Origin of the sequence: Massilia aurea (genome assembly GCF_014200505.1) — a bacterium.
GTDB classification, from domain to species: Bacteria; Pseudomonadota; Gammaproteobacteria; order Burkholderiales; family Burkholderiaceae_D; genus Telluria; species Telluria aurea_B.
In genome coordinates, this window is record NZ_JACHBX010000001.1 from 470,086 (window position 1) to 492,288 (window position 22,203).

At 63.7% G+C, this 22,203-nt stretch carries 16 protein-coding genes; 11 read left to right on the forward strand and 5 right to left on the reverse strand.

Annotation, left to right across the window (positions count from 1 at the left end; all coding sequences use genetic code 11):
• Window positions 1-43: 43 nt before the first annotated feature.
• Window positions 44-2,275, forward strand: coding sequence for an NADP-dependent isocitrate dehydrogenase (locus tag HD842_RS02005; RefSeq protein WP_183550276.1), 2,232 nt, complete (start codon window positions 44-46; stop codon window positions 2,273-2,275).
• A 51-nt stretch (window positions 2,276-2,326) separates the two neighbouring features.
• On the opposite strand, the gene HD842_RS02010 is transcribed toward HD842_RS02005, so the two are convergent.
• Window positions 2,327-2,893, reverse strand: a complete 567-nt coding sequence (locus HD842_RS02010) for a pseudouridine synthase (protein ID WP_183550280.1) — start codon at window positions 2,891-2,893, stop codon at window positions 2,327-2,329.
• Window positions 2,894-3,074: 181 nt separating this feature from the next.
• Between HD842_RS02010 and icd the strand changes: the two genes are divergently transcribed.
• Window positions 3,075-4,328, forward strand: coding sequence for an NADP-dependent isocitrate dehydrogenase (gene icd / locus HD842_RS02015; protein WP_183550283.1), 1,254 nt, complete (start codon window positions 3,075-3,077; stop codon window positions 4,326-4,328).
• A gap of 82 nt (window positions 4,329-4,410) precedes the next feature.
• Here the strand turns inward: icd and HD842_RS02020 are convergent, their stop codons facing one another.
• Entirely contained in the window at window positions 4,411-4,614 is a 204-nt protein-coding gene (locus HD842_RS02020; RefSeq protein ID WP_171084635.1) for a cold-shock protein, read from the reverse strand.
• A gap of 316 nt (window positions 4,615-4,930) precedes the next feature.
• Here HD842_RS02020 and clpS point away from each other — a divergent pair, with 316 nt between their 5' ends.
• The 3 genes from clpS (at window position 4,931) to HD842_RS02035 (ending at window position 9,288) form a co-directional block, all read left to right on the forward strand.
• Window positions 4,931-5,233: an ATP-dependent Clp protease adapter ClpS gene (gene clpS, locus HD842_RS02025; protein WP_137175749.1), complete on the forward strand. Its 303-nt coding sequence runs from the start codon at window positions 4,931-4,933 to the stop codon at window positions 5,231-5,233.
• Entirely contained in the window at window positions 5,230-7,530 is a 2,301-nt protein-coding gene (gene clpA, locus HD842_RS02030; protein WP_183550286.1) for an ATP-dependent Clp protease ATP-binding subunit ClpA, read from the forward strand. The genes clpS and clpA overlap by 4 nt, the downstream gene beginning before the upstream one ends.
• A gap of 192 nt (window positions 7,531-7,722) precedes the next feature.
• Complete coding sequence (locus HD842_RS02035) at window positions 7,723-9,288, forward strand: methyl-accepting chemotaxis protein (RefSeq protein WP_183550289.1); 1,566 nt, start codon at window positions 7,723-7,725, stop codon at window positions 9,286-9,288.
• 126 nt (window positions 9,289-9,414) lie between these two features.
• Here the strand turns inward: HD842_RS02035 and HD842_RS02040 are convergent, their stop codons facing one another.
• The 3 genes from HD842_RS02040 to prpR all read right to left on the reverse strand — a co-directional run bounded on the left by HD842_RS02040 (window position 9,415) and on the right by prpR (window position 13,776).
• A complete protein-coding gene (locus HD842_RS02040; protein ID WP_370660775.1) occupies window positions 9,415-10,614 on the reverse strand; it encodes a trans-sulfuration enzyme family protein in 1,200 nt (399 codons plus the stop codon).
• Entirely contained in the window at window positions 10,611-11,990 is a 1,380-nt protein-coding gene (locus HD842_RS02045) for a pyridoxal-phosphate dependent enzyme (RefSeq protein ID WP_183550292.1), read from the reverse strand. Before HD842_RS02045 ends, HD842_RS02040 begins: the two co-directional genes overlap by 4 nt.
• A 163-nt stretch (window positions 11,991-12,153) precedes the next feature.
• Window positions 12,154-13,776, reverse strand: a complete 1,623-nt coding sequence (gene prpR / locus HD842_RS02050; RefSeq protein WP_183550295.1) for a propionate catabolism operon regulatory protein PrpR — start codon at window positions 13,774-13,776, stop codon at window positions 12,154-12,156.
• Between the two features lie 175 nt (window positions 13,777-13,951).
• Here prpR and HD842_RS02055 point away from each other — a divergent pair, with 175 nt between their 5' ends.
• The 6 genes from HD842_RS02055 (at window position 13,952) to prpF (ending at window position 22,197) form a co-directional block, all read left to right on the forward strand.
• Window positions 13,952-14,260, forward strand: coding sequence for a DUF485 domain-containing protein (locus HD842_RS02055; protein ID WP_183550299.1), 309 nt, complete (start codon window positions 13,952-13,954; stop codon window positions 14,258-14,260).
• Entirely contained in the window at window positions 14,257-15,924 is a 1,668-nt protein-coding gene (locus tag HD842_RS02060; protein ID WP_183550302.1) for a cation acetate symporter, read from the forward strand. The genes HD842_RS02055 and HD842_RS02060 overlap by 4 nt, the downstream gene beginning before the upstream one ends.
• 244 nt (window positions 15,925-16,168) lie before the next feature.
• Complete coding sequence (gene prpB / locus HD842_RS02065; protein ID WP_183550305.1) at window positions 16,169-17,059, forward strand: methylisocitrate lyase; 891 nt, start codon at window positions 16,169-16,171, stop codon at window positions 17,057-17,059.
• A gap of 11 nt (window positions 17,060-17,070) precedes the next feature.
• Entirely contained in the window at window positions 17,071-18,231 is a 1,161-nt protein-coding gene (gene prpC, locus HD842_RS02070; RefSeq protein ID WP_183550308.1) for a bifunctional 2-methylcitrate synthase/citrate synthase, read from the forward strand.
• Window positions 18,232-18,406: 175 nt separating this feature from the next.
• The gene (acnD, locus tag HD842_RS02075; RefSeq protein ID WP_183550311.1) at window positions 18,407-21,007 is read left to right on the forward strand and encodes a Fe/S-dependent 2-methylisocitrate dehydratase AcnD; all 2,601 of its coding nucleotides are present in this window, start codon (window positions 18,407-18,409) and stop codon (window positions 21,005-21,007) included.
• Complete coding sequence (prpF, locus tag HD842_RS02080) at window positions 21,007-22,197, forward strand: 2-methylaconitate cis-trans isomerase PrpF (protein WP_183553504.1); 1,191 nt, start codon at window positions 21,007-21,009, stop codon at window positions 22,195-22,197. The genes acnD and prpF overlap by 1 nt, the downstream gene beginning before the upstream one ends.
• Window positions 22,198-22,203: the final 6 nt, after the last annotated feature.

Sequence of the window (22,203 nt, forward strand, 5' to 3'; positions counted from 1 at the left end):
TTTACTACGCGCGACGTTGTCGCGATTACCGAGGAAAATGTGCATGAGCAGTGATCAGACCATCATCTACACCCTGACCGACGAGGCGCCGCTGCTGGCGACCCACGCCTTCCTGCCTGTGGTCAGCACCTTCACGAAGCCGGCCGGCATCACCGTCACGGCCAGCGACATCTCGGTCGCGGCCCGTATCCTGGCAGCGTTCCCTGAAAACCTGACCCCGGAGCAGCGCGTGCCGGATTCGCTGGTCGAGCTGGGCAAGAAGACGCTCGAGGCGAGCGCCAACATCATCAAGCTGCCGAACATCAGCGCCTCGGTCAGCCAGCTGACCACCGCGATCAAGGAACTGCAGGACAAGGGCTACAACATCCCTGACTACCCGTCGGACCCGAAGACCGACGAAGAAAAAACCATCAAGGCCAAGTACGGCAAGTGCATCGGTTCGGCAGTGAACCCGGTTCTGCGCGAAGGTAACTCCGACCGCCGCGCCCCGCGCGCCGTCAAGGAATACGCGCGCAAGAACCCGCACTCGATGGCCCCATGGTCGCAGGCATCGCGCACCCACGTGGCGCACATGACCGAAGGCGACTTCTACCACGGCGAAAAGTCGATGACGGTCGAGGCAGCGCGCGACGTCAAGATGGAACTGGTCACCAAGAGCGGCCAGACCATTGTGCTCAAGCCAAAGGTTTCGCTGCTGGCCGGTGAAATCATCGATTCGATGTTCATGAGCCGCAAGTCGCTGCTGGCCTTCTACGAAGCCCAGATCGAAGACGCACACGCTACCGGCATGCTGTTCTCGCTGCACGTCAAGGCAACCATGATGAAGGTGTCGCACCCGATCGTCTTCGGTCACTGCGTGCGCATGTTCTACAAGGAAGCGTTCGAGAAGCACGGCGCACTGTTCGAGAGCCTGGGCATCAACGTCAACAACGGCATGGCCGATCTGTACAACAAGATCGCCGACCTGCCGTCGTCGCAGCGCGAAGAAATCATCCGCGACCTGCACGCGTGCCAGGAACACCGTCCTGAACTGGCCATGGTCGATTCGGCCAAGGGCATCACCAACTTCCATTCGCCGAACGACGTCATCGTCGACGCGTCGATGCCAGCGATGATCCGCGCCGGCGGCAAAATGTATGGCGCCGATGGCCGCCTGAAGGAAGTCAAGGCCGTCATCCCTGAGAGCACCTTCGCGCGCATCTACCAGGAGATCATCAACTTCTGCAAATGGCACGGCGCCTTCGATCCGAAGACGATGGGTACCGTCCCGAACGTCGGCCTGATGGCTCAGCAAGCCGAAGAATACGGCTCGCACGACAAGACTTTCGAGATCCAGGAAGACGGCGTGGCCAACATCACCGACCTCGCCACCGGCGAAGTCCTGATGAGCCAGAACGTGGAGCAGGGCGATATCTGGCGCATGTGCCAGGTCAAGGATGCGCCGATCCGCGACTGGGTCAAGCTGGCCGTGACGCGCGCGCGTAACTCGGGCATGCCGACCGTGTTTTGGCTCGACCCGTATCGTCCACATGAAAATGAACTGATCAAGAAGGTCAAGGTCTACCTGAAGGATCACGACACGAACGGCCTGGATATCCAGATCATGTCGCAAGTGCGCGCGATGCGCTTCACGCTCGAGCGCGTCTGGCGCGGCCTGGACACCATCTCGGTCACCGGCAACATCCTGCGCGACTACCTGACCGACCTGTTCCCGATCATGGAACTGGGCACGTCCGCCAAGATGCTGTCGATCGTGCCGCTGATGGCCGGTGGCGGCATGTACGAAACCGGCGCTGGCGGTTCGGCTCCGAAACACGTGCAGCAGCTGGTCGAAGAAAACCACCTGCGCTGGGATTCGCTGGGCGAGTTCCTCGCGCTGGCCGTGTCGCTGGAAGACCTGGGCCTGAAAACCGGTAACGAGAAGGCGAAGGTCCTGGCCAAGACGCTGGACGCTGCCACCGGCAAGCTGCTGGACAACCGCAAGTCGCCATCGCCAAAGACCGGCGAGCTCGACAACCGTGGCAGCCAGTTCTACCTCTCGCTGTTCTGGGCGCAAGAGCTGGCCGCGCAGACCGACGACGCCGCACTGGCCGCCACGTTCGCGCCGCTGGCCAAGAAACTGGCCGCCGACGAAGCGACCATCGTCGCCGAGCTGCTGGCCGTGCAGGGCAAGCCGGTCGATATCGGTGGTTACTACAAGCTGGATGAAGCCAAGGTAACGGCCGCAATGCGTCCGAGCGCCACCTTCAATGCGGCGATCGATTCGTTCGCCTGAACTGAACGGCTGCTGTAACTGAAACCCGCCGGCCGCAAGGTCGGCGGGTTTTTATTTGCCCGCGTGGCGCGAATACGCCGGCACGTCGATGAATTCGCCCGGCAGCAATGGATGCGTGCTCAGGGAAAACGGGCCGATACTGCTGCGCACCAGACGCAGCGTCGGCAAGCCCACGGCCGCCGTCATCCGGCGCACCTGACGGTTCTTGCCTTCTTCGAGCGTGATCGCGATCCAGCTGGTGGGCTTGTCCTGGCGCGCGCGGATCGGTGGGTTGCGCGGCCACAGCCACTTGGGTTCGGCGATACGCGCGGCGCGGCACGGCTTGGTGACGAAGTCGCCCAGATCGAGCGGTGCTTGCAGGCGCGCCATGGCGGCGGCATCGGGCACGCCATCGACCTGCACCAGGTAGGTCTTGGCTTCCTTGTGATCCGGATGGGCGATCTTGTGCTGGAGCTGGCCGTCGTCGGTCAAGAGCATCAGGCCTTCGCTGTCGGCGTCGAGCCGGCCAGCGGGGTAGATGCCGGGAATCTTGAGATAGTCAGCAAGACATTCGCGGCCTTCCTGGGACGAGAACTGGCACAGGACCTGGAAAGGTTTATTGAAGAGGATCAGGGACATGAAGGTGCAGAGAAACGAATGAAAGGGCGGCCAGCCGGTAGCGTGGCAATATGGCAAAATACTGGGGCATAATGAAGAGCAGCCCTCGGCTGACGCTGGCAACGGCGACATTGTAAGCGAGTTAGTAACGTCGTTAGTAACGTCGTTCGCACCGCCTTTCGCCACCTACCTGGAGAACTTGATGTACCAGCATATCACCGTCCCGCCTGCGGGCCAGAAGATCACCGTCAATGCCGATTTCAGCCTGAACGTGCCGGCCACGCCGATCATTCCGTATATCGAGGGTGACGGCACGGGCGCGGACATCACACCGGTGATGAAGAAGGTGGTCGACGCAGCCGTGCACAAGGCCTATGGCGGTGAACGCAACATTGCCTGGATGGAGATCTTTGCCGGCGAAAAGGCGACCAAACGCTACGGCGCCGACGTCTGGCTGCCCGCCGAAGCACTGGATGTGCTGAAGGAGTACGTTGTCTCGATCAAGGGCCCGCTGACCACGCCCGTCGGCGGCGGCATCCGCTCGCTCAATGTCGCGCTGCGCCAGGAGCTCGATCTGTACGTCTGCCTGCGCCCGGTGCGCTATTTCACCGGCGTGCCGTCGCCACTGAAGCAGCCGGAAAAGACCGACATGGTCATCTTCCGTGAAAATTCCGAGGACATCTACGCCGGCATCGAATGGGAGGCCGGCTCGGAAGGTGCGCAAAAGCTGATCGCATTCCTGAAGGCCGAGCTGGGTGTGTCGAAGGTCCGTTTCCCGGCCACGTCGGCCCTGGGCCTCAAGCCCGTCTCGATCGAAGGCACCGAGCGCCTCGTGCGCAAGGCGATCCAGTACGCGATCGACCACGACAAGCCATCGGTGACGCTGGTCCACAAGGGCAATATCATGAAGTACACCGAAGGGGGCTTCCGGGACTGGGGCTACGCCCTGGCGCAGAAGGAATTCGGGGCCGAGCTGTTCGACGGCGGCCCATGGTGCAAGCTCAAGAATCCAAAGACCGGGCGCGACATCATGATCAAGGACTCGATCGCCGATGCCTTCCTGCAGCAGATCCTGTTGCGTCCCGCCGAATACAGCGTGATCGCCACGCTGAACCTGAACGGCGATTACATTTCCGATGCACTGGCGGCTCAGGTTGGCGGCATCGGTATCGCGCCGGGCGCGAACATGTCCGATTCGGTCGCGATGTTCGAAGCGACCCACGGCACGGCGCCGAAGTACGCCGGCAAGGATTACGTGAATCCCGGCTCGCTGATCCTGTCTGCCGAGATGATGCTGCGCCACATGGGCTGGAGCGAAGCGGCCGACCTGATCATCGCGGCGATGGGCAAGGCCATTGTGTCGAAAAAAGTGACCTACGATTTCGCGCGCCTGATGGAAGGGGCGACGCAGGTGTCGTGCTCGGGCTTTGGCGAAGTGCTGATCGAACAGATGTGAGGTGCAGCCCGTCGGCGGTTGCGGCGGGCGAAAAAAAACCCCACTGTGACAGTGGGGTTCTTCGCTTCCGGAAGGGGAATGATTAGTTACCCTGGATGTTGGAAGCTTGCTTGCCTTTAGGGCCTTGCGTGACTTCGAATTGGACTTTTTGACCTTCTTTGAGGGTCTTAAAACCGTTCATGTTGATTGCGGAGAAGTGTGCGAACAGATCCTCGCCGCCGTCATCAGGCGTGATGAAGCCAAAGCCTTTGGAATCATTGAACCACTTAACAGTACCAGTTGCCATAAAAGAACTTTCAAATTTAACAAATCACACTAGCCATAAAAGCAAGAAACCTCTTGCCCTCCTCAGCCTGCTCACTTCTTATCAACGAGTACATAAGTACAAAGTCGATGACTGCATTGTTGGTGGAATAATCACGCAAGTCAAGGGGTTTGGGGCGCGGGTTGTCAAATTTTTCATCGAATTCCTGTGCGCCGGACTTGATTTCGGCAATCGAAACGCCATCTGCGCAGTTATCCGAAAAAGCGTAAGATGGAAATATCAGAAAACGAGCTGATGTTTACGCTCGGCACCAACCTCGGAAGTATTAGAATACCCCATGGCAACGAAGCACGATACTGAACAACTGCTAGAGCGGCAGACCGTCAAACCGCCTCCGCTATACCAGGTGGCGCTACTGAACGATGATTACACGCCGATGGAATTTGTCGTGGCCGTGATCCAGGAGTATTTCAACAAGGATCGGGAAACGGCCACGCAGATCATGCTGTCGGTGCACCAGAATGGCAAAGGGGTGTGCGGCGTGTTTTCCAAAGATATAGCGTGTACCAAAGTGGAGTTTGTCTTAACGCATGCACGCAAGGCAGGGCATCCCCTGCAGTGCGTGATGGAGGAAGTATGATTGCGCAGGAACTTGAAGTATCCCTACACATGGCCTTTGTCGAGGCACGCCAGGCACGCCACGAGTTCATCACCGTGGAACACCTGCTATTGGCATTGCTCGATAATCCTTCGGCCGCCGAAGTCCTGCGTGCATGCGCGGTCAATATTGAAGACCTGCGCAAGACCCTGACGAATTTCATCGGCGACAACACCCCAACCGTGCCTGGCACGGGCGAGGTGGACACCCAGCCGACGCTTGGTTTCCAGCGCGTGATCCAGCGCGCGATCATGCACGTGCAGTCAGCGTCCAACGGCAAGAAGGAAGTCACCGGCGCCAACGTGCTGGTGGCAATCTTCGGCGAAAAAGACTCGCACGCGGTGTACTACCTGCACCAGCAGGGCGTGACCCGTCTCGACGTGGTCAATTTCATTTCGCACGGCGTGCGCAAGGACCAGCAGGTCGACACGTCCAAGGCGCCGGAAGGCGTCGAGGAAGCGCAGGTCGAAGGCCAGGCCAAAGAGAGCCCGCTGGACCAGTTCACGCAGAACCTGAACAAGGCTGCAGCCGATGGCAAGATCGATCCGCTGATCGGGCGCGAAGAAGAAGTCGATCGCGTCATCCAGATCCTGTGCCGTCGCCGCAAGAACAATCCGCTGCTGGTGGGCGAGGCGGGCGTGGGTAAAACCGCGATCGCCGAAGGCCTGGCATGGCGCATCGTCCAGGAAGACGTGCCTGAAATCCTGCAGAACGCTGTCGTGTTCTCGCTGGACATGGGCGCGCTGCTGGCCGGCACCAAGTACCGCGGTGATTTCGAGCAGCGCCTGAAGGCCGTGCTCAAGCAGATCAAGGACACGCCGAACGGCATCCTGTTCATCGACGAGATCCACACGATCATCGGCGCCGGTTCGGCCTCGGGCGGTACGCTCGACGCATCGAACCTGCTCAAGCCTGCGTTGGCCAATGGCCAGCTCAAGTGCATTGGTGCGACCACGTTCACCGAGTACCGCGGCGTGTTCGAAAAAGACCACGCGCTGTCGCGCCGGTTCCAGAAGGTCGACGTCAATGAGCCGACCGTCGAACAGACCATCGCGATCCTGCGTGGCCTGAAGTCGCGCTTCGAAGAGCACCACGGCGTGAAGTACTCGGCCTCGGCCCTGACCACCGCCGCCGAGCTGGCTGCGCGCTTCATCAATGACCGTCACCTGCCCGACAAGGCCATCGACGTGATCGACGAAGCCGGCGCCGCTCAGCGCGTGCTGCCGAAGTCGAAGCAGAAGAAAACGATCGGCAAGACCGAGATCGAGGACATCATCGCCAAGATCGCGCGTATTCCGCCGCAGTCGGTCAATCAGGACGACCGCAGCAAGCTGCAGACGATCGACCGCGATCTGCGCAACGTCGTGTTCGGGCAAGACCCGGCGATCGAGGCGCTGTCGGCCGCGATCAAGATGGCGCGTGCTGGCCTGGGCAAGACGGACAAGCCAATCGGCTCGTTCCTGTTCTCGGGTCCGACCGGTGTCGGCAAGACCGAGGTCGCCAAGCAGCTCGCCTTCATCCTGGGCATCGAGCTGGTGCGCTTCGACATGTCCGAGTACATGGAGCGGCACGCTGTTTCGCGCCTGATCGGCGCGCCACCGGGCTACGTTGGTTTCGACCAGGGCGGTCTGCTGACCGAAGCGATCACCAAGAAGCCGCACACCGTGCTGCTGCTGGACGAGATTGAAAAAGCCCACCCGGACATTTTCAACATCCTGCTGCAGGTGATGGACCATGGCACGCTGACCGACAACAACGGTCGCAAGGCCGACTTCCGCAACGTGATCATTGTCATGACCACGAACGCGGGCGCCGAAAGCCTGACCAAGCGCTCGGTGGGTTTCGTCAACTCGCGTGAAGCGGGCGACGAAATGGGCGACATCAAGCGCATGTTCACGCCGGAGTTCCGCAACCGTCTGGATGCGATCATCAGCTTCCGCGCGCTGGACGAAGACATCATCCTGCGCGTCGTCGACAAGTTCCTGATGCAGCTGGAAGAGCAGCTGCACGAGAAAAAAGTCGAAGCCATCTTCACCGAGAAGCTGCGCAAGTTCCTCGGCCAGAAAGGGTTCGACCCGTCGATGGGTGCACGACCGATGTCCCGCCTGATCCAGGACATGATCCGCAAGGCCCTGGCCGACGAACTGCTGTTTGGTCGCCTGACCAACGGTGGCCGCGTCACGGTCGACCTGAACGAAAAGGACGAGGTTGTCCTCGAATTCCCCGAGGGCGATGTCAGCCCGCCAGCGGCCCCGGCCGAGACGGTCGAAATCGAGTAAGCAGGTTCGCTCCCGCAAAAGCCCGCGCACGCAAGTGCCGCGGGCTTTTTTTATACCGAGTGGAACCCACACGTAACGTTGATTGCGCATTTCTTCGATGCAATCCGAGTTACTGCGGGGCCATTTCACAGGCCTGTCATCGTTGCTTCCTACACTGTGCGTACACGCTGTTTCACTCTCACGAAGATCCCAATGCGACTCGCACCGCGCAACACGTTTACCAAGCTCATCGGCGCCTTTGGCATCCTGTCCCTCGTCATCGTCCTCATCGCCGCCGTTGCCGTCTGGCGCATGCACGCGGCCGACGTCATCACGTCGAACTTGGTCGACGACAAGCTGGCCAAGCAGCAACTGACGTCCGAGCTGCTGGGCATCGCGCGGCTGAATGGCTCGCGCGCCGTCTCGATCGCGCGCAGCGACAGCCTGGAACTGGGTGATTATTTTGGCGCGCAACTTGCCGAGGGCCGCAAGCTCGCCAGCGACATCGAGGAGAAACTGGGCACGCTGCCCGCCACGCCCCAGGAACGCACGCTGATCGAAGGCGCCAGTGCCAACAAGGCCGCGCTGGCCGCGATCCAGGCCGAGCTGTTCAAGGCCAAGGACCTGGGCCAGACAGGCCTCGTCGAAGACATCCTCACCAAGCGCTGGGAGCCGGCCTATCGCGCCGAAGTCGCCGCGCTCGAGGGCCTGCTGACCCACGAGAGCACCGAAGCGCACCGCCTAGCCGACGCGTCGGCAGCGGAATCGAGCTTCAGCAAGGCGCTGCTGCTGGCGCTGGGTGGCGCCGCGCTGGCCGTCGCCGGTGGTCTTGCGTGGCTGCTGACCCGCAACCTGGTGGGGCCGCTCAGGCAAGCGGCGACGCTGGCCGAGCAGGTGGCCCATGGCGACCTGCGCCCGACCATCAGTCACACCCGTACCGATGAAATCGGCCGCCTGTTCGACGCACTCAATGGCATGACGCACGGCGTCTCGGGCACCGTGGCGCAAGTGCTGCAAGGGGCGCAGGCAATCGATGCAGCGTCCAGTGAAATCGCGGAAGGCAACCAGGACCTGTCGATCCGCACCGAGCGCCAGGCCGAATCGCTGCGCGAGACGGTGACAGCGATGGACGAACTGTCGGGTGCCATCGCCAGCAACAACGCCAATGCACAGCAGGCCAATGCGCTGGCCCAGACCGCGTCCGGCGTGGCCGCCGAAGGTGCGCAGGCCGTGGGTCAGCTGGTCGTGCGCATGGGGGCGATCAAGGCGTCGGCTGCGCGCATCGTGGACATCACCGGGATGATCGACAGCATCGCTTTCCAGACGAATATCCTCGCCCTGAACGCCGCGGTGGAAGCGGCGCGGGCCGGCAGCGAGGGGCGGGGCTTTGCCGTGGTGGCCGCCGAAGTGCGCAACCTGGCGCAGCACTCGGCTGGCGCCGCGAAAGAAATCAAGAAGCTGATCGGCGAATCGTCGCGCGAGATCGAGGCAGGTACCGGCATCGCCGAAGCAGCCGGCTCGACCATGCGCACCATGCTGCAGCACGTGCATGACGTGGCGGGCATCCTGGGCGAAATCCACACTGCCAGCGCCGGTCAGGCCAACGGCGTGTCGCAAGTGAGCCGCGCGATTGCCGAGATGGACCTCTCGACCCAGCAGAATGCGGCGATGGTGGAAGAGGCGGCAGCAGCGGCCGCCTCGATGCGCCAGCAGGCCGCGGAGTTGTCGGCGCTGGTGGCGACGTTCAAGTTACGTCAAGAGCCTCTGTTGCTGGCGTAGGGTGGACGGCTGCGCCGTCCACGCGGTGATGGTTAGCGGCACGGTCATCCGGGACGAAATCGACATCGGGTTTCAGGCGTCAGTTTTGAGCGCGATTGGGCATCGAATCACCGGCAATTCACCCAATCAAATCGCCGCCAGCGCCCGCCGCAAATCCTCACGCTGATCGTCAATATGCTCGATCCCGACCGACAACCGGATCAGCCCGTCGCCAATCCCCAATTCGGCACGTCGCTCCGGCGGAATACTCGCATGCGTCATCAGCGCCGGATGCTCGATCAGGCTCTCGACGCCGCCCAGGCTTTCGGCCAGCGTGAACACTTCGCACGCTTCGAGAAAACGCCGCGCACCGTCAATGTCCGTGTCCAGGTCGATCGAGACAATGCCGCCGAAACCGCCATGCATCTGATTGCGCGCCAGTGCATGCTGCGGATGCGATTCCAGCCCCGGATAGTGCACCTTGCGGACCTGCGGCTGCTGCTCGAGCCAGCTCGCCAGCAATAGCGCATTGCCGCTGCTACGCTCCACGCGCAGGGCCAGCGTCTTGATCCCGCGCAGCACGAGGAAGCTGTCGAACGGCCCCTGGATCGCGCCCACCGAGTTCTGGATGAAGCCGAGCTTCTCGGCCAGGCCCGTCTGGTGGTCATTGGCGCCGACGATGGCCACGCCGCCGATCACGTCCGAGTGGCCGTTGATGTACTTGGTGGTCGAGTGCACGACGATGTCGAACCCGTGTTCGAGCGGGCGCTGGATGATCGGACTGGCGAACGTGTTGTCGCATACGCACAGGATGCCGCGCGCGTGGCACAGGCTCGCGATGGCGGTCAGGTCGGCCAGCTTGAGCATCGGGTTGGTGGGCGTTTCGACCCACACCATGCGCGTGGCGGGCGTGATGGCGGCGGCCAGCGCGTCCGGGTCGGACAAATCGACGTAGCTGAACGTGTGCCCGGCGCTGTCGCGGCGCACGCGTTCGAACAGGCGGTAGGTGCCGCCGTACATGTCGTCGCCAGCGACGACGTGCGAGCCGCTGGGCAGCAGTTCCAGTACGGCGGCAATCGCCGCCAGGCCCGAAGCAAACGCGAAGGCAGCGCGGCCGCCCTCGATGTCGGCCAGCGAGCGTTCGAGCGCAAAGCGCGTCGGGTTGTGCGAGCGGCCGTAGTCGAAGCCCTGGTGCACGCCCGGGCTTTCCTGGCGATAGGTCGAGGTGGCGAAGATCGGCGGCATCACGGCGCCGGTCGCGGGTTCGGGCGACTGGCCGCCGTGGATGACGCGGGTGGCCAGATGGCGTTTGAATTCGATGGGGTGTTTGGTGTCCGGATGGGTCACGAGAGTGTCCTTCGCAGGTGATTGAGCAGGTCGTAGCGCGTGATCAGGCCAAAGAACTGCGGCCCGTCGGCGATCACGGCAGTAAGGCCCCGGTTGAGGATGTCGCGCAGTTGCGCCATGCTCGCGCCAGGGGGCAGGGTTTGCAGGTCGGCCGTCATCGTGGACGACACCGGCGCGCTGAAATGGTCGTTCGATTGCGTGACCTTCAGCAGCAGGTCGGATTCATCGATCAGGCCCGCCAGGCGTCCTTCGGCATCCATCACGGGCAGTTGCTGCAGGTCGCTCGAGCGCATGCGGTTAAACGCAGTGAGCAGCGTGTCCGACGGCGCCAGCGTGATGACTTCGCCGGCGTCGTGGCGGCGCCCGATCAGGTCGCGCAGGTCGCCTGTTTTCGGGCGCGTGATCAGGCCCTGGTCGACCATCCAGCCATCGCTGTACACCTTGCTGAGGTAGCGCGTACCGGTATCGCAGACGAAGGTGACGACACGCTTGGGGCGCGTCTGCGCGCGGCAGTATTTGAGCGCCGCGGCGAGCAGGGTGCCGGTGGACGAGCCGCCCAGGATGCCTTCCTGCTGCAGCAGCAGGCGCGCGGTGGCGAAGCTTTCTTCGTCGGTGATCGTGTAGGCCTTCTTGACACGGGTAAGGTCGGCGATGCCGGGAATGAAATCTTCGCCGATGCCTTCCACGGCCCACGAGCCGGCTTGCTGCGACACGTGGCCGGTCTCGACGTATTCGGCCAGGATCGAGCCTTTCGGATCGGCCAGGATGAATTCGAGCTGGGGCGCGGCTTTCTTGAAGTAGCGCGACAGGCCGGTCAGCGTGCCGGACGAGCCGACCCCGAGCACGATCGCGTCCAGCTTGTGCTTGGCCTGGTCCCAGATCTCGGGGCCGGTCGTGGTTTCGTGGGCGCGCGGATTGGCCGGATTGTTGAACTGGTCGGCGAACCAGGCGCCGGGAATCTGCTTGGCCAGCCGCGCGGCGAGATCCTGGTAATACTCGGGGTGGCCCTTGCCGACGTCGGAGCGGGTCAGGTGGATCTCGGCGCCGAGCGCCTTGAGGTGGAGGATTTTCTCGGGTGCCATCTTGTCGGGCACGACGAGCACGACGCGGTAGCCCTTGATGCGCGCCACCAGCGCCAGGCCCAGGCCCGTGTTGCCGGCAGTGGCTTCGACGACGGTGCCGCCGGGATTGAGCAGGCCGTCATGCTCGGCCTGTTCGATCATCGTCTTGCCGATGCGGTCCTTGATGGAGCCGCCCGGGTTTTGCGATTCGAGCTTCAGGAACAGCTGGCAGGGCCCGGTATCGATGCGGGTCACTTCCACCATCGGGGTATCGCCAATCAGGGAAAACAGAGCCGCTTGCGACGCATGTTGCATATTTGCCTCCGTGGAGCCGGACTGTGGCGCCGCGGATAGGGGCGCCGCGGCCGGCATGCTATGAGGAACTGGCGCGGATTGGCGCCAGGCCATATCAAAGAATCATGATACGAGGTTTCGGTGGACGTTGCTTTGGAGCGTCTTAAGGGGTGGAGATTAGAGCTCAGCCTTCCGCCTTCAGCCGTCGCCACAGCGTCGTACGGCTGATCCCCAGATGATCGGCCGCCAGGTCGCGCTGCCCGCCAAAGCGCGCCAGCACCGCAGTGGCCGATTCCTGCGTTGGCCCGGCCGCGGCATCGGCAGGGGCTGCACCACGCGCCAGCTCCGGCGCCACCGACAGCATGAAACCCGGCGTCAGCGCCTGCAACGGCTCGGCCGCCAGGAACAGCGCCAGGCGCTCGGTGAGGTTGCGCAGCTCGCGCACGTTACCGGGCCAGGCATAGCCGGTGAGCAGTGGCGTGCACGCTTTCAGTTCGGCCAGCAGGTTCGGATGCGGACGCGCATCGAGCGCGGCCAGCGCACCCTTGAGCGACCATTCGAGCAGCGGCGCGATGTCCTGCACCCGTGCCCGCAGCGGCGGCAGGGCCAGGCGCAGCACCGCCAGGCGATAGAACAGGTCGGCCCGGAAGCGCCCGTCGCGCACGCGCGCCTCCAGGTCGCAGTGCGTGGCGCTGATCACGCGCACGTCGATCGGCACCGGCCGCGTGCCGCCCACGCGCATCACTTCACGTTCTTCGAGCACGCGCAGCAGGCGTGTTTGCAGGCTCAGTGGCATTTCGCCGATCTCGTCGAGAAACAGCGTGCCGCCATTGGCCGCTTCGAACAGGCCCGCGTGCCCGCCACGGCGCGCGCCGGTGAAGGCGCCGTCTTCATGGCCGAACAGTTCGGATTCGAGCAGCGACTCGGCAATCGCGCCGCAATTGACGGCCACGAACGGTCGGTTCGCATCCCGGCGCGGACTTTCGCGGTGGATTGCCTGCGCCACGAGTTCCTTGCCGCTGCCGGTTTCACCTTCGATCAGCACGGTGCTGGGCGAGCGCGCGTACAGCACGACGGTCTGGCGCAGCTGCTGCATCGCGGGCGAGTCGCCGCGTAAGTCGTTCAGGCCGCGCCGCAGCCGTTGCTTATCAGGGGGCGTGCTGCTGGTTCGGCTGCGGCCACGGCTGCGGTCGACCTCGAGCCGGGTCAGGCGGGCCAGTTCGAGTGCATCGTCGAACGCTTGCCGGATCGACGCCGCCGAATACAGGAACACGGCGCGCAGGCCCGCTTCCTCGGCCAGGTCGGTCACCGAGCCGGCGCCGACGATGACGGCCACGCCCAGCGCCTTGAGTTCGTCGACGGCGGCGCGCGCATCTTCCTGCGTCACATAGCTGCGCTGGACCAGGTCCAGGCCGAAGCCGGCCGCGAACTCGGCCAGCTCCGGGAGCAGGGCGCCGTAACTGACGACGCCGATGGCGCCGGGCGCGTTGCCGGCGAGTTTGCGCGCGCGCGTGAGCGCCTGCAGCACGTCAAAGCCGCTGGCCCGGGCGGCCACCACCGGCACCGAGACGCGGCTCTTGAGCCAGGCCGCGTTCGAGCCGGCCGCGATCACGACATCGCAATGCTCGGTGGCCAGTCGCTCGCGAATGTAGGTTGCGGCCTCGTCGAACCCGATGTGCAGGGGCTCGATCGACGCCAGGTGATCGTATTCAACGGTGATGTCACGGAACAGCGCGGACAGGCGCGAGACCGACACCGTCCAGATGATGGGCTTGTCGCTGGTGGAAGAAGTGCGTGGGGAATCCATGTTTCAAGTGTAGTGCAAATGAAGGCCGTTGTTTCAGCCTGAAACGCGCCATGGGAGAACGACGGGTCGAAATTAGGCGTCCGGCGTAAGAATCCGGTAAGGGCATGCCCGTAGGATGGGTCGCAGCCAAAAAGGCAGCCGAACCACGGCACTATCAAAAGAATCAGGAGACAAAGTGGATCAAGACATCGTAGAACGGGTCAAGAATGACCCCAATTACCAGAAGCTCAAAAGCATCCGTTCCCGCTTCGGCTGGACGCTGACCTGGGCCATGATGATCGTGTACTACGGCTTCACGCTGCTGGTCGCGTTCAACAAGGAGTTCATGGGCACCCCGATCGGCAACAGTGTCATCACCTGGGGCATTCCCCTGGGCCTGTTCGTCATCGTGTTCACTGTGGTGATTACCGGCATCTATGTGCGCCGCGCCAACCGCGAATACGACGAGTTGAGCGACGCCATCCGTGCAAAGGTGGGCGCATGATGGCCGGCGCTCGCACCTCCTCACTGCTGGCATTCGTGCTGCTGGCCGCCTCCGGCATTGCTTACGCCGCGCCCGACATGGGCCAGGCCGTTCGCCAGCCGACCAACTGGACCGCGATCAGCATGTTCGCGCTGTTCGTCGTCGGCACGCTGTTCATCACCAAGTGGGCTGCCGCCAAGACCAAGTCGGCGTCCGACTTCTACACGGCCGGCGGCGGTATCACGGGTTTCCAGAACGGTCTGGCGATCGCAGGCGACTTCATGTCGGCTGCATCGTTCCTCGGTATTTCGGCCGCCGTGTTCCTCGACGGTTACGATGGCCTGATCTACGCGATCGGCTTCCTGGTCGGCTGGCCTGTCATCACGTTCCTGATGGCCGAGCGCCTGCGCAACCTGGGCCGCTTCACGTTTGCCGACGTGGCCTCGTACCGCTTCGCGCAAAAGCCGATCCGCGTGTTTGCGGCGTCCGGCACGCTGGTCGTCGTCGCGTTCTACCTGATCGCGCAGATGGTCGGCGCGGGTCAGCTGATCAAGCTGCTGTTCGGTCTGGAATACTGGATCGCCGTCGTGCTGGTCGGTATCCTGATGATGGTCTACGTGCTGTTCGGCGGCATGACGGCCACCACCTGGGTTCAGATCATCAAGGCCGTGCTGCTGCTGTCGGGCGCGTCGTTCATGGCGTTCTCGGTGCTGGCACAATACAACTTCAGCCCGGCCAAGCTGTTCCAGACCGCGACCGAAGTGCATGCCAAGGGCACCGCCATCATGGGCCCGGGCAGCTTCATCAAGGATCCGATCTCGGCCATCTCGTTCGGCATGGCGCTGATGTTCGGTACCGCCGGCCTGCCACACATCCTGATGCGCTTCTTCACCGTTCCGAGCGCGAAGGAAGCGCGCAAGTCGGTGCTGTGGGCAACCACCTGGATCGGCTACTTCTACATCCTGACCTTCATCATCGGCTTCGGCGCGATCGTGCTGGTGGGTACCAACCCGGCATTCAAGGATGCAGCCGGTGCTCTGCTGGGCGGTAACAATATGGCGGCAGTCCACCTGGCCAAGGCCGTGGGCGGCGACGTGTTCCTGGGCTTCATCTCGGCGGTGGCGTTCGCGACCATCCTGGCCGTGGTGGCGGGCTTGACGCTGTCGGGCGCTTCGGCTGTGTCGCACGATCTGTATGCGACCGTATTCAAGAAAGGCAATGCCACCAGCGAAAACGAGCTGCGCGTATCGAAGATCACCACCATCGGCCTGGGTATCGTGGCCGTGGTGCTGGGTATCGCTTTTGAGAAGCAGAACGTCGCCTTCATGGTGTCGCTGGCCTTCGCGATTGCCGCATCGGCCAACTTCCCGGTGCTGTTCATGTCGGTGCTGTGGAAGGACTGCACCACCCGCGGCGCCACGATCGGCGGCTTCCTCGGCCTGGCCACGGCAGTGGGCCTGACGATCGTGTCGAAATCGGTGTGGGTCGATGTGCTGCACCATCCGGCCGCGATCTTCCCGTACGCTTCGCCAGCGATCTTCTCGATGGCAGTGGGCTTCATCGGTATCTGGCTGTTCTCGATCACCGACAAGGGTCCCCGTGCCCGGATCGACCGTGCAGGCTTCGAGGCGCAGCAAGTGCGCGCCGAGACCGGTATCGGTGCAGCGGGCGCGTCGGGTCACTAAGACCGGCCAGCTATCCAATCAACCGGGTGTGCGCCGCAAGGCGCCACCCGGTTTTTTTGCGTCTGCGTGTTTCATGTTTCAAGCTGGCGTTTCAGAGTGAAACAATGGCCGGTGTGTTTGAGGACGATTTGGGTAGAATAAGCACGCAAGTGCTTGAAATGGCGGGACATGGCGTATCAACCAACGCTGGCACGGTGCTTGCAATGAAGACCATAACTTCTTCACCGTGATGACAAGGACCAGCATGAGCAAACTTTCCGCAGGCGCCGCCTTCCGCCAGGCGATCCTCGATGAATCCCCGCTGCAAGTCGTGGGCGCGATCAACGCCAACCACGCATTGCTGGCCAAGCGCGCCGGCTTCAAGGCCATCTACCTGTCCGGTGGCGGCGTCGCTGCCGGCTCCCTCGGCCTGCCCGACCTGGGCATCTCGAACCTCGACGACGTGCTGGTCGACGTGCGCCGCATCACCGACGTGTGCGACCTGCCGTTGCTGGTCGACGTCGACACGGGTTTCGGCGCCTCGGCCTTCAACGTCGCGCGCACTGTGCGTTCGCTGTCCAAGGCTGGCGCGGCTGCCTGTCATATCGAAGACCAGGTCGGCGCCAAACGCTGCGGCCACCGGCCGGGCAAGGAAATCGTCAGCAAGGAAGAAATGGTCGACCGCATCCGCGCCGCTGCCGACGCGCGCCTGGACGACGACTTCGTGATCATGGCGCGCACCGATGCGCTGGCCGTCGAAGGCCTGGACGCGGCAATCGAGCGCGCCGTGGCCTGCGTCGAAGCAGGCGCCGACATGATCTTCCCGGAAGCGATGACGACGCTCGACATGTACAAGCGCTTCGCCGATGCGGTCAAGGTCCCGGTGCTGGCCAACATCACCGAGTTCGGCGCCACGCCGCTGTTTACCGTCGACGAACTGGCTGGCGCTGGCGTCGGCCTGGTGCTGTATCCGCTGTCGGCGTTTCGCGCGATGAACAAGGCCGCCGAAAACGTCTACACCGCGATCCGCCGCGACGGCACGCAGCAGAACGTGATCGACACGATGCAGACGCGCGCCGAACTGTATGACCGCATCGATTACCACAGCTACGAGCAGAAGCTCGACGCGCTGTTTGCCCAGAACAAAGTCAAGTAAGGAGATCACACATGACTACGCAGAACCAGGAAACCCCGACCTTCAAGCCGAAGAAATCCGTCGCCCTGTCCGGCGTCGCCGCTGGTAACACCGCTCTGTGCTCGGTCGGCAAATCGGGCAACGACCTGCATTACCGCGGCTACGATATCCTCGACATCGCGACCACCAGCGAATTCGAGGAAATCGCCTACCTGCTGGTGCACGGCAAGCTGCCGAATGACGGCGAACTGCGCGGCTACAAGGCCAAGCTGCGCTCGCTGCGTGGCCTGCCGCAGGCGCTGAAAAGCGCGCTCGAAGCGTTGCCGGCCAATGCCCATCCGATGGACGTGATGCGCACGGGCGTGTCGGTCCTGGGCTGCACGCTGCCCGAGAAGGATGACCACCACATCACCGGCGCGCGCGATATCGCCGACCGCCTGATGGCATCGTTCGGCTCGATGCTGCTGTACTGGTACCACTTCAGCCACAGCGGCAAACGCATCGAGGTGAATACCGACGACGATTCGATCGGCGGCCACTTCCTGCACCTGCTGCACGGCTTCGCGCCGAAGGAATCGTGGGTGCGCGCGATGCACACGTCGCTGATCCTGTACGCCGAACACGAATTCAATGCCTCGACCTTCACCGCCCGCGTGATTGCCGGCACCGGCTCGGACATGCACTCGGCGATCACCGGCGCGATCGGCGCGCTGCGCGGACCGAAGCACGGCGGCGCCAACGAAGTCGCGCACGATATCCAGAAGCGCTACGACAACCCGGACGAAGCCGAGGCCGATATCCGCAACCGCGTGGCCAACAAGGAAGTCGTGATCGGCTTCGGTCATCCGGTCTACACGATCTCGGACCCGCGCAACAAGGTGATCAAGGAAGTGGCGCGCACCTTGTCGGAAGAGGGCGGCTCGATGAAGATGTTCGACATCGCCGAGCGCCTCGAAACGGTGATGTGGGATGTGAAAAAGATGTTCCCGAACCTGGACTGGTTCTCGGCCGTGTCGTACCACATGATGGGCGTGCCGACGGCGATGTTCACGCCGCTGTTCGTCATCGCGCGCACGTCGGGCTGGGCGGCGCACGTCATCGAGCAGCGCATCGACAACAAGATCATCCGCCCGAGCGCCAATTACGTGGGGCCGGAGGATCTGCAGTTCGTGCCGCTGGCAGAGCGCAAGTAACGCAAATAAGCGCAGCCACTTGACCACCAACTCCGGCACGTCGTTCCCGCGCAGGCGGGAATCCAAGTTCAGCCCAGGTGACCACTATCAGCGTTCCTGGCTTGCTAATTGACTTGGGTTCCCGCCTTCGCGGGAACGACGGTTTCGGGGTTAGCTAAAAAGATCGAACACCGCCATGAATACTGATTACCGCACATCCCTGCCGGGCACGGAGCTCGACTACTTCGACACCCGCGCCGCCGTCGACGCGATCGCACCGGGCGCCTACGCCACGCTGCCGTACACGTCGCGCGTGCTGGCCGAAAACCTCGTACGCCGCTGCGCGCCCGCGACCCTGCGCGATTCGCTCAAGCAGCTCATCGAACGCAAGCGCGACCTCGATTTTCCTTGGTTCCCGGCGCGCGTGGTCTGCCACGACATCCTCGGCCAGACCGCGCTGGTCGACCTGGCCGGCCTGCGCGACGCCATCGCGCTGCAAGGGGGCGACCCGGCACTGGTCAATCCGGTGGTGCCGACGCAGCTCGTGGTCGACCATTCGCTGGCCGTCGAATGCGGCGGGTTCGATCCGGATGCGTTCACCAAGAACCGCGCCATCGAAGACCGTCGCAACGAAGACCGCTTCCACTTCATCGACTGGACCAAGAAGGCCTTCAAGAACGTCGACGTGATCCCGCCCGGGAACGGCATCCTGCACCAGATCAATCTCGAGCGCATGTCGCCGGTGATTCAGGCAGAGCGCGGCGTGGCCTATCCAGACACGCTGGTCGGCACCGACTCGCACACGCCCATGGTCGACGCGCTTGGCGTGCTTGCCATCGGTGTCGGCGGGCTGGAAGCCGAGAGCGTGATGCTGGGCCGTGCCTCGTGGATGCGCCTGCCCGACATCGTCGGCGTCGAACTGACCGGCAAGCCGCAGCCGGGCATCACGGCGACCGACGTCGTGCTGGCGCTGACCGAGTTCCTGCGCAATGCAAAGGTCGTCTCGACCTATCTGGAATTTTATGGCGCTGGCGCAGCGGCGCTGACGCTGGGCGACCGCGCGACGATCGCGAACATGGCGCCCGAATTCGGCGCCACCGCCGCGATGTTCTACATCGACGAGCAAACCATCAAGTACCTGCGCCTGACGGGGCGCGACGATGCGACCGTGTACCTGGTCGAGACGTATGCGAAGCACGCCGGCCTGTGGGCCGACAGCCTGCAGACGGCCGAATACGAACGCACGCTGTCGTTCGATTTGTCAAACGTGGTGCGCAATATCGCCGGGCCGTCCAATCCGCACAAGCGTGTGCCGACGTCCGAACTGGCCGCGCGCGGCATCTCGGGCGTGGTGGAAAACACACCGGGCCAGATGCCCGATGGCGCCGTCATCATCGCCGCGATCACCAGCTGCACCAATACCAGCAACCCGCGCAATATGGTCACGGCGGGCCTCCTGGCGCGCAATGCCAACCGCGCTGGCCTGACCCGTAAACCCTGGGTGAAAAGTTCACTGGCGCCCGGCTCGAAGGCCGTCGCGCTGTACCTCGACGAAGCGGGCCTGAGCCAGGAGCTCGACCAGCTGGGCTTTGGCGTCGTCGCATTTGCCTGCACCACCTGCAACGGCATGAGCGGCGCCCTCGACCCGGCGATCCAGGACGAAATCATCAAGCGCGACCTGTATGCAACGGCGGTCCTGTCGGGCAACCGCAATTTCGATGGTCGCATTCACCCGTACGCGAAGCAGGCGTTCCTGGCGTCGCCGCCGCTGGTGGTGGCGTACGCGATTGCCGGCACGATCCGCTTCGATATCGAGAAGGACGTGCTGGGGCTGGACGCCGCCGGGCGCGAAATCCGCCTGGCCGACCTGTGGCCATCGGAAGAGGAAATCGACGCCGTGGTCGCCGCAAGCGTCAAGCCGGAACAGTTCCGCAAGGTCTACACGCCGATGTTCGCGCGCGTGGCCGACGATGGCGCCGCAGTCAGCCCGCTGTACGACTGGCGCGCGCAGAGCACCTATATCCGCCGGCCACCGTACTGGGAAGGCGCGCTGGCCGGCAGCCGGCCGCTGGCGGGGATGCGGCCACTGGCGGTATTGGGTGACAACATCACCACGGACCACCTGTCGCCGTCGAACGCGATCCTGCTCGACTCGGCCGCCGGCGAATACCTGGCCAAGATGGGCCTGCCCGAAGAAGACTTCAATTCGTACGCCACGCACCGGGGCGACCACCTGACGGCGCAGCGCGCGACGTTCGCCAATCCAACGCTCAAGAACGAGATGGTCAAGGATAGCCATGGCAAGGTGATGGCCGGTTCACTCGCGCGCATCGAGCCGGAGGGTGAAGTCACCCGCATGTGGGAAGCGATCGAACATTACATGGCGCGCAAGCAGCCGTTGATCATCATCGCCGGGGCCGACTACGGCCAGGGCTCGTCGCGCGACTGGGCGGCCAAGGGCGTGCGCCTGGCGGGTGTCGAGGCGATTGCGGCCGAAGGCTTCGAGCGCATCCACCGCACCAACCTGGTGGGCATGGGCGTGCTGCCGCTCGAATTCAAGCCGGGCGAGAACCGCATCACCCTGGCCATCGACGGCACCGAAACGTTCGACGTGATCGGCGCGCGTACGCCACGCGCCGAGCTCACGCTGGTCATCAACCGCGTGAGCGGCGAGCGGGTCGAGGTGGCTGTGACGTGCCGGCTCGATACGGCCGAAGAAGTGGCCATCTACGAAGCCGGTGGCGTGCTGCAACGCTTTGCGCAGGATTTCCTTGAATCGACGGTGAAGGCGGCATGATGGAATCAACCACGTATTCTCCCCAGCGCCGGATCGCCGCCACCTATCTGCGCGGCGGGACCAGCAAGGGCGTGTTCTTCAAGCTGGACGACCTGCCGGAAGACGCCCGCGTGGCGGGCCACGCACGCGACGCGCTGCTGCTGCGCGTGATCGGCAGCCCCGACCCGTACGGCAAGCAGATCGACGGCATGGGCGGCGCCACGTCCAGCACCAGCAAGGCCGTCATCGTTGCAGCATCTGCGCGCGCTGAGCACGACGTCGACTACCTGTTCGGACAGGTGGCAATCGACAAGCCGTTCGTCGACTGGAGCGGCAATTGCGGCAACCTGTCGGCCGCGGTTGGCCCGTTCGCCATCGCAGCGGGCCTGGTCGATCCGGCCCGCGTGCCGCACGACGGCGTGGCCGTGGTGCGCATCTGGCAAGCCAATATCGGCAAGACGATCCTCGCGCACGTGCCGATGGCCGCAGGCCAGGTGCAGGAAACGGGCGACTTCGAGCTCGATGGCGTGACCTTCCCGGCAGCCGAGGTGCAGCTCGAGTTCATGGACCCGGCCGCCGAGGAAGAGGGCGGTGGCGGCGCCATGTTCCCGACCGGGAATCTGGTCGATGAACTCGACGTGCCTGGTGTGGGCGTGCTGCGCGCTACGCTGATCAACGCGGGCATCCCGACCATCTTCGTCGAGGCCGGGGCGCTGGGGTACGACGGCACCGAGCTGCAGGACGCGATCAATGGCGACCCGCGCGCGCTGGCCGTGTTCGAGACGATCCGCGCCCACGGCGCGCTGCGCATGGGCCTTATCGCCAGCATCGACGAGGCAGGCAAGCGCCAGCACACGCCGAAGGTCGCGTTCGTGGCCAAGGCGGCCGGGTACGTGTCGTCGAGTGGCCGGCAAGTGGCGGCCGGTGAGATCGACCTGCTGGTACGGGCGCTGTCGATGGGCAAACTGCACCACGCGATGATGGGCACGGCGGCGGTGGCGATTGGCACGGCGGCGGCCATTCCGGGCACGCTGGTGAACCTGGCGGCCGGCGGGGGCGAGCGCTCGGCGGTGCGGTTCGGCCATCCGTCCGGCACGCTGCGGGTGGGCGCCGAAGCGGTCCTGGAAGACGGGCAGTGGCGCGTGGCGAAAGCCAGCATGAGCCGCAGCGCGCGCATCCTGATGGAAGGCTGGGTGCGGGTGCCCGGTTAGTGTCGC

What these genes read in the sequence shown, in the direction of transcription:
- HD842_RS02045 (WP_183550292.1), bottom strand. Translation starts at nt 11,990, where the DNA reads ATGCAACATGCGTCGCAAGCGGCTCTGTTTTCCCTGATTGGCGATACC.
- clpS (WP_137175749.1), top strand. Translation starts at nt 4,931, where the DNA reads ATGGCAACGAAGCACGATACTGAACAACTGCTAGAGCGGCAGACCGTC.
- acnD (WP_183550311.1), top strand. Translation starts at nt 18,407, where the DNA reads ATGAATACTGATTACCGCACATCCCTGCCGGGCACGGAGCTCGACTAC.
- HD842_RS02020 (WP_171084635.1), bottom strand. Translation starts at nt 4,614, where the DNA reads ATGGCAACTGGTACTGTTAAGTGGTTCAATGATTCCAAAGGCTTTGGC.
- clpA (WP_183550286.1), top strand. Translation starts at nt 5,230, where the DNA reads ATGATTGCGCAGGAACTTGAAGTATCCCTACACATGGCCTTTGTCGAG.
- prpR (WP_183550295.1), bottom strand. Translation starts at nt 13,776, where the DNA reads ATGGATTCCCCACGCACTTCTTCCACCAGCGACAAGCCCATCATCTGG.
- HD842_RS02060 (WP_183550302.1), top strand. Translation starts at nt 14,257, where the DNA reads ATGATGGCCGGCGCTCGCACCTCCTCACTGCTGGCATTCGTGCTGCTG.
- prpC (WP_183550308.1), top strand. Translation starts at nt 17,071, where the DNA reads ATGACTACGCAGAACCAGGAAACCCCGACCTTCAAGCCGAAGAAATCC.
- HD842_RS02005 (WP_183550276.1), top strand. Translation starts at nt 44, where the DNA reads ATGAGCAGTGATCAGACCATCATCTACACCCTGACCGACGAGGCGCCG.
- HD842_RS02035 (WP_183550289.1), top strand. Translation starts at nt 7,723, where the DNA reads ATGCGACTCGCACCGCGCAACACGTTTACCAAGCTCATCGGCGCCTTT.
- HD842_RS02010 (WP_183550280.1), bottom strand. Translation starts at nt 2,893, where the DNA reads ATGTCCCTGATCCTCTTCAATAAACCTTTCCAGGTCCTGTGCCAGTTC.
- prpB (WP_183550305.1), top strand. Translation starts at nt 16,169, where the DNA reads ATGAGCAAACTTTCCGCAGGCGCCGCCTTCCGCCAGGCGATCCTCGAT.
- prpF (WP_183553504.1), top strand. Translation starts at nt 21,007, where the DNA reads ATGGAATCAACCACGTATTCTCCCCAGCGCCGGATCGCCGCCACCTAT.
- icd (WP_183550283.1), top strand. Translation starts at nt 3,075, where the DNA reads ATGTACCAGCATATCACCGTCCCGCCTGCGGGCCAGAAGATCACCGTC.